This is a genomic window from Intestinibacter sp. (genome assembly GCF_051866655.1).
Taxonomy (GTDB): Bacteria; Bacillota; Clostridia; order Peptostreptococcales; family Peptostreptococcaceae; genus Intestinibacter.
This window is the reverse complement of the sequence record NZ_JBJDXL010000113.1, coordinates 1-6,536: the sequence shown is the minus strand read 5'-3', so window position 1 is coordinate 6,536 and position 6,536 is coordinate 1. Positions and strand designations below refer to the sequence as shown.

The window sequence follows — 6,536 nt, the reverse complement described above, 5'->3', positions numbered from 1 at the left end:
GCATTTCCAAGAACGAATATTTTTCTACCTTCATCCTTCATTGCTAATTCAACTGCTGCCATAGAACGAGTTATTCCTTTTTCTTTAGCTAATTCCTTTGTTCTTTCATCTGCAACTAGACATTTATATTCACAGCCTAATGCATTTAATCTAGTTTTATTAATTCCACTTAAAGCCATGTTAGTATCTGTGTATATTGTGCATTTATTTTTTAATGCGTCTATTATTTTATCCACAGCAGTTTCTGATATTTTTAATATGTCTAGGTATTCAAAATCTGCACTTGTGTGGATACATCTTTTGATTATTTTTTCTTCTATTTCATTTTTAAATTTGTATCCTGGTCTAATATCGTCTATTATCCCTTGAATTATTTCAAAGCTTCTAGTTTCTATCATTTTTGGGTCTTTAATATATTCCATTCTACTTCCTCCCTAACTTTTCCATCGATAATATCTGATGTGTATATTTTTTTGTAGTATTTTGATATTTCAATTTCTCTCAAATATTGAATTACTCTCTTATCGTCCATTTCCTTATCCATTAAAATTCCAATAACTGTACCGCTATGGGCAATATTTACCCCACAACATCCAAATTTATTCGAAATCTCTATGATTTCTTTAAGAAACGGCTTTTTATGTATATTTTCATTTGCCAAACTACTGTATGTACAAGCTTTTCCAACTAAGCTAAGATCATTTTTCGCCAAGCCTTCATCTAATAGCGAAAAGGATTCTCTGATTATTTCTTTATTTTGCATCTTATACATTCTGTAATTTGGAGTCATCCTAATCGACTTTGTATCTAAAATATCATCTGGCTCTAATATAACTACTTTAGCATTATCAATACCACCCATATATTTTTTTATATCTGCTGTAAGCGGATTAAATATGCTGTGTCTATTCAACAATAATGAATCCGTAGCTTCTATTTTTACTGCTAATTTTGAAATTTCTTCACCAGTCAAGGTCTTCCCCAACATAGATAATGTAGCCTTTATAGTAGCTCCGATATCAGCAGTTGAACTCGCCATCCCCTTTCCTATAGGTATTTGGCTGTTTATATTTAGTGATATTTTTTTGCTTTCATCCACAGGTATATTGAATTTTTCAAATACAAGCTCCATAGCTCTTCTCGATTTTTTAGGTCCTGTGTGGATAACTTCCTTACCTTCTTCTAAAGTTGCCACTGAAAATAAATTAATCGCATATGATGATAAATACTCTTCATTATCTAAAACTCCCTGTACAAACTCACCACAAGACGCTGGGCATACTCCGTAAAATTTCATACGATTATCCCAATGTTTTTTTCAATGCTTCTATCAAAGCTTTATTGTCCTCGTGACCTTTTATCGCCACTCTGAAGTATCCCTTATCAAGTCCAATAAAATTTGAAGCATCTCTTATAAGTATGTTGTACTTTTCGAAAAGCTCTAGCTTCAGTGAATTCGATTCACCATCTTCTAATTTCATAAGAACAAAATTTGTATCTGTATCGTAAACTTTTAATCTCGGTATGTTTCTTAACTCTTGTAACATGAATTTTCTTTCATTCACATAATATTCCTTGCTACTAGATATATAGTCCTTATCCTTGAATAAGTAATTAGATAAATTTTCTGCAAAGGAATTTATAGTCCAAGGCTCTTTATATTCATATATGTTTTTTATAATTTGTCTATTGCTAGTAACACCATATCCTAATCTAAGACCTGGCATTCCAAAGAACTTAGTCACAGCCTTTAAGATAAATAAATTCTCTGTTTCATTTATTCTACCTATTAAACTATATTTTTCCTCTTCTCCTACAAACTCCATAAAAGTTTCATCCACAATTAAAAGCTTATCGTTTTCGATCATTAAGTCTAATAATTTATTTAAATCCTTTACCTTTCCATTTGGATTATTTGGATTGCAGACAAATAAACTATCAAACCTGTCCATATTATTTTGTATCTCATCTAAATCAATGCTAAAATTATTTTCTTCCTTTAAATGAAAGTCTATTACTTCTAAATTATTTAATTTAGCCCCTCTACCGTATTCAGAAAAAGTAGGGTTTAATATCGCAATTCTCTTTTTTATACTTTTCATAAGTAGATATATAATCTCTGTAGCTCCATTGCCTGGAATTATCAGTTCGCTATCTACATTTATATATTCAGAAATGTTATTTCTCAAATTAGTATAATTTATATCTGGATAACTTCTACTTTTTTCTAACCCTTCCAAAACATATTTTCCTAAATTGGAAATTATATGTGGATTTACATTTGAACTAAAATCGATTATGTCCTTTTCGTCCTTTCCAAACTGCTTAGCCATATTATCGACATTAGCTCCATGACCTAAATCCTTCATAAGAATCCTCCTCATAACAAGTAATTACATAATAATCATATATATTAATATGTAAAATAATGTAAATACCAACATAGATGTCAAAGATGTCGCATACAATATTTTATTTGTTCTAGCTATATCTTCTACTTCTATTTCTCTAGTTTTATCTCCAATAGTTGGCTTGTAAACTACCTCTCCAAAATAAACATTTGTGCCACCTAGTTGGATTCCAAGTGCTCCTGCAACTGCACCCTCTGAAAAAGCACAGTTAGGACTTTTGTGATTTTTTCTATCTCTGATAGCTATTTTAAAGCAATTTTTGTAGTCATTCCCTAAGAAAAAGTTGCCTATAACGAATAAAATAACTGATATTCTTGAAGGAATATAATTTGCTATATCGTCTATTTTTGCTGAAGCAAATCCTATATGAAGATATTTTTCATTTTTATATCCTACAGTTGAATCCAATGTATTAATCGCTTTGTATGCCATAGCAAGTGGTGCTCCACCTATGAAGGCATAAAATAACGGTGCGATTAACCCATCTACAGTATTTTCTGCAACTGTTTCTACTGTTGCCCTTATTATTTCTTTTTCGTCTAAATTAGCTGTATCTCTACCTACTATGTAAGATAATTGAGTTCTAGATTTTTGAAGGTCCCCTGTTTTTAGGACTTCGTAAATCTTTTTAGCTTCATCCTTTAAGCATTTAGTAGCCAAAGTCGTATAAATCACAATCGAATTTATTATAACATAAACTACTGTATTAAATCTTGCCAACCTCATAACTAAATAGGTTACTGCAAAAGTTGTTCCAACAGTTACAAACCACAAGAAAAATCCGCCTATTTTTAAACCTTTATCTGTCTTTGCTGTTTTTCTTACGAAATTTTCTACAACCTTTATCAACTTTCCTATGTATTTAACTGGATGAGGAAATGAATAAGGGTCTCCTATAATTAAATCAGTAATGTATCCTATATATAATGATAAAATATTCATCTTATTTATTTCCCTTTTCTAAAAAGTTTGCTATACAATCTAAATTATTGTAAAAATGTGTATGTAAATAAGTCGCTAGGGTATTTCCTATACTATACCCGCCATCCCATGTATCAACGACTACTCCATTTCTTTCCTTTGTCATTTCATAGGCACAAGTCTCTTCGCTTTCAAATACTGAGTGGTGGAACTCATGACCTTTTATAATTTGTCCCTTTTTCGCTAAGACTGTATCTACCTTTGCTTTTCCGTTACAGTAGCCGAATCTCTTTAATGAAGATGTCATGATACTTGTTCCTTTAAATATTCCAACCATATCAAATAATTCCTTGTTTTGATCCTCTAGCTTTTCACCTAGATACATCAATCCTCCACATTCTGCATATATTGGAATATTATTTTTGTGAGCTTCTAATATAGATAGCTTCATAGATTTGTTATCGTGAAGTTCCTTTGCAAATATTTCAGGGAAGCCTCCTCCTATGTAGATATAATCTGCATTAGGCACCTCTTTGTCCTCCATTGGACTGAAGTATTTAATTTCTAATCCTAGCTTTTCTAGTAGCTCTATATTTTCTCTATAGTAGAAATTAAATGCTTTATCAAAGGCAACTGCTATAGATTTATTTTCTACTTTATGTTCATCTACAAATTTATCTAAATCAAAATTGCTTTCTATTTCTTCTGTTTCTGATAATTCTATTATTCTGTCAACATCTATGTATTTTTCTATTTCATCTGCAAGATTATCAAATTTTTGTTTTAAAGAATCCATTTCTACACTTGGTATTAGTCCTAGATGTCTAGATTCTAGTGAGAAGGTTTTGTTTGGTGGGAAATATCCCAAAACTTCTATTCCTGTATATTTTTCAATGGCGCTTTTTAATGTTTTGTAATGGCTCTCGCTTTTTACATTATTTGTTATAACACCTTTTATATTTACATTTTCATCTAGCAGCTTATAACCTAGCACCATAGCCGCTGCAGAAGCTGCCATTGCTTTTGCATTTATAACTAATATAACCGGTGCCTTTAATATTTTTGATGTATAAGAGCTTGTGCAATCGTCTAAATCTATTCCATATCCATCGTATAATCCCATTACTCCTTCTACAACAGATATATCAGCATCCTTAGAAGCCTCCTTTACTATATACTTGATTTTTTCGTCCTCAAGCATATATGAATCTAAGTTTCTAGAATATCTTCCTGTTATAAAAGTATGATAAGAAGGGTCTATATAGTCAGGACCTACCTTAAAAGGCTGAACCTTTAAATTTCTCTTTGTAAGTGCTTGCATTATCCCCAATGAAATAGTAGTTTTTCCGACACCACTATTTGTACCTGCAATTAAAATTTTTTTCATTTCTATCACCTATTATTTTTATTTACTTTCTTCGTTTTCAGACATAATTTCGTATATTTTTTCTATATCTAAGTGTTCTCTCAAGAAGTCGGCAAGTTTATCGTATTCCTTGTCTTTAAATTCTTTAAAAGATTTGACTTTACTTTCTATTCTGTCTAAACCTTTCATCTCTCTTATATTATTTAAAATTGTTCTTGTAAAATCTATGTCATCAAATATTCCATGAAGATAAGTTCCTAAAACATTACATTCAGAATTTACACTTCCTTCTGTGTAATTTACCTCTTCTCCTAATTTTTCCACTATTGTACATAGATTTTTAATACCGTCGCCTCTATCGGTAATTCCCATGTGTATCTCATAACCTTTAACTCTTTTGCCTTCTAAGTTAGCAAAATATCCTGTAAGATTTTTATCTATAATAGCATCTACTTGAGTTGTAGTCTTTTCAAGCTCAAAAGTAGTTTCTGTATCTAGAAGTCCTATTCCATCTACCTCTTCTAAATCACTTTCTACATGATATGGATCTTTTAGCTTCTTACCTAGCATTTGATATCCACCACAAATACCTACAACTAGTTTTCCTCTTCTATGTAGCTCTTTTATTTGTTCTTCAAGTCCATTTCTTCTTAAGAACATCAGATCATCTACTGTACTCTTAGTTCCTGGAATAATAACTATATCTGGGTTGCCTAGAGATTCGCCATAATCGACATATCTAATGCTTACATCCTCTTGTGTTTCGAATATATTGAAATCAGTAAAATTAGACATATGTGGAGTTCTAACTATTTCTATATGTATATCGTTTACTCCCATTTGCTTCTTAAATCTTGTAGTGACACTATCTTCATCCTCAATTTTTATATCAGTATAAGGCACAACTCCTAGAACTGGAACCTTTATTATATCCTCTAGCATCTTCACACCAGAATCTAAAAGCTCTTTTCTTCCTCTAAATTTGTTTATTATTACACCCTTTACTCTCTTTCTATCCTCTTCCTTAAGCAAAGCCATAGTTCCTACAATAGATGCAAATACTCCACCTCTGTCTATATCGCCAATTAAAACTACTGGTGCATCTGCTATTTGAGCCATTCCCATATTAGAAATATCTCTTTCCATTAGGTTTATTTCAGCTGCACTACCTGCACCCTCCATAACTACGACATCGTATTTATCTTCAAATTCTTTAAATATATCGCCTAATACATCCATTAGCTGTAATTTGTATTTAAAGTATTCTGGAGAGTCCATATCTCCTACTACCTTACCTCTTACAATAACTTGGCTTTTATTGTTTCCTGATGGTTTAAGTAGTATAGGATTCATATCTGCTATCGGCTCTAGTCCACATGCTTCTGCTTGTGATACTTGCGCTCTTCCCATTTCTAGGCCTTCCTTTGTTATAAAGGAATTAAGAGCCATATTTTGAGATTTAAAAGGAATAACATTATATCCGTCTTGCTTAAGTATTCTACATAATCCAGTAACTATTATACTTTTTCCAACGTTTGATGCTGTTCCTTGAAACATTATTTTCTTACTCATCATCTTATCCCCTTTTCTGAGTGCTATTATATTTTTACTCAAATTACTATCTACTTTATTTTAATGTAAAAAATTGTAAACAAAAAATCCTAGCAAAAAGGCTAGGATTTTTCGTATTTATCAAACAAAATCTTCACCCCGAGATTTTAACTCTCATTAATCAATTTACCTAGGTATCCTGACTTGACTTCATCCTACTCCTATACCTTCCCATTTTTTCAAACAGTGGTTTTTATAGTTTCGTCCGTTTCACAGTAGCGGGGGCT

At 31.5% G+C, this 6,536-nt stretch carries 6 protein-coding genes and 1 riboswitch; all 6 genes read right to left on the bottom strand.

Going from position 1 to position 6,536, the window contains the following annotated elements; all coding sequences use genetic code 11:
• The coding region (locus ACI3VO_RS03010) for a precorrin-8X methylmutase (RefSeq protein WP_439756498.1) at positions 1 to 422 on the bottom strand (422 nt) is incomplete at its 3' end.
• Entirely contained in the window at positions 395 to 1,297 is a 903-nt protein-coding gene (locus ACI3VO_RS03005; protein ID WP_439756497.1) for a GHMP family kinase ATP-binding protein, read from the bottom strand. The genes ACI3VO_RS03010 and ACI3VO_RS03005, both read right to left, overlap by 28 nt.
• A 4-nt stretch (positions 1,298 to 1,301) precedes the next feature.
• The gene (locus ACI3VO_RS03000) at positions 1,302 to 2,369 is read right to left on the bottom strand and encodes a pyridoxal phosphate-dependent aminotransferase (protein ID WP_439756496.1); all 1,068 of its coding nucleotides are present in this window, start codon (positions 2,367 to 2,369) and stop codon (positions 1,302 to 1,304) included.
• Positions 2,370 to 2,393: 24 nt separating this feature from the next.
• On the bottom strand, positions 2,394 to 3,353 hold the full coding sequence (gene cbiB, locus ACI3VO_RS02995) for an adenosylcobinamide-phosphate synthase CbiB (RefSeq protein WP_439756495.1): 960 nt from the start codon (positions 3,351 to 3,353) through the stop codon (positions 2,394 to 2,396).
• A 1-nt stretch (position 3,354) separates the two neighbouring features.
• Entirely contained in the window at positions 3,355 to 4,719 is a 1,365-nt protein-coding gene (locus ACI3VO_RS02990) for a cobyrinate a,c-diamide synthase (RefSeq protein ID WP_439756494.1), read from the bottom strand.
• A gap of 18 nt (positions 4,720 to 4,737) precedes the next feature.
• Positions 4,738 to 6,270 carry a cobyric acid synthase gene (locus ACI3VO_RS02985; protein WP_439756493.1) on the bottom strand — a complete coding sequence of 511 codons (1,533 nt, stop codon included), beginning with the start codon at positions 6,268 to 6,270 and terminating at the stop codon, positions 4,738 to 4,740.
• A 151-nt stretch (positions 6,271 to 6,421) separates the two neighbouring features.
• Positions 6,422 to 6,536: riboswitch (cobalamin riboswitch) on the bottom strand. This riboswitch is flagged as partial in the annotation.

Coding starts and splice junctions, on each gene's coding strand:
- ACI3VO_RS03000 (WP_439756496.1), bottom strand. CDS start 2,369: ATGAAGGATTTAGGTCATGGAGCTAATGTCGATAATATGGCTAAGCAG.
- ACI3VO_RS02985 (WP_439756493.1), bottom strand. CDS start 6,270: ATGAGTAAGAAAATAATGTTTCAAGGAACAGCATCAAACGTTGGAAAA.
- ACI3VO_RS02990 (WP_439756494.1), bottom strand. CDS start 4,719: ATGAAAAAAATTTTAATTGCAGGTACAAATAGTGGTGTCGGAAAAACT.
- cbiB (WP_439756495.1), bottom strand. CDS start 3,353: ATGAATATTTTATCATTATATATAGGATACATTACTGATTTAATTATA.
- ACI3VO_RS03005 (WP_439756497.1), bottom strand. CDS start 1,297: ATGAAATTTTACGGAGTATGCCCAGCGTCTTGTGGTGAGTTTGTACAG.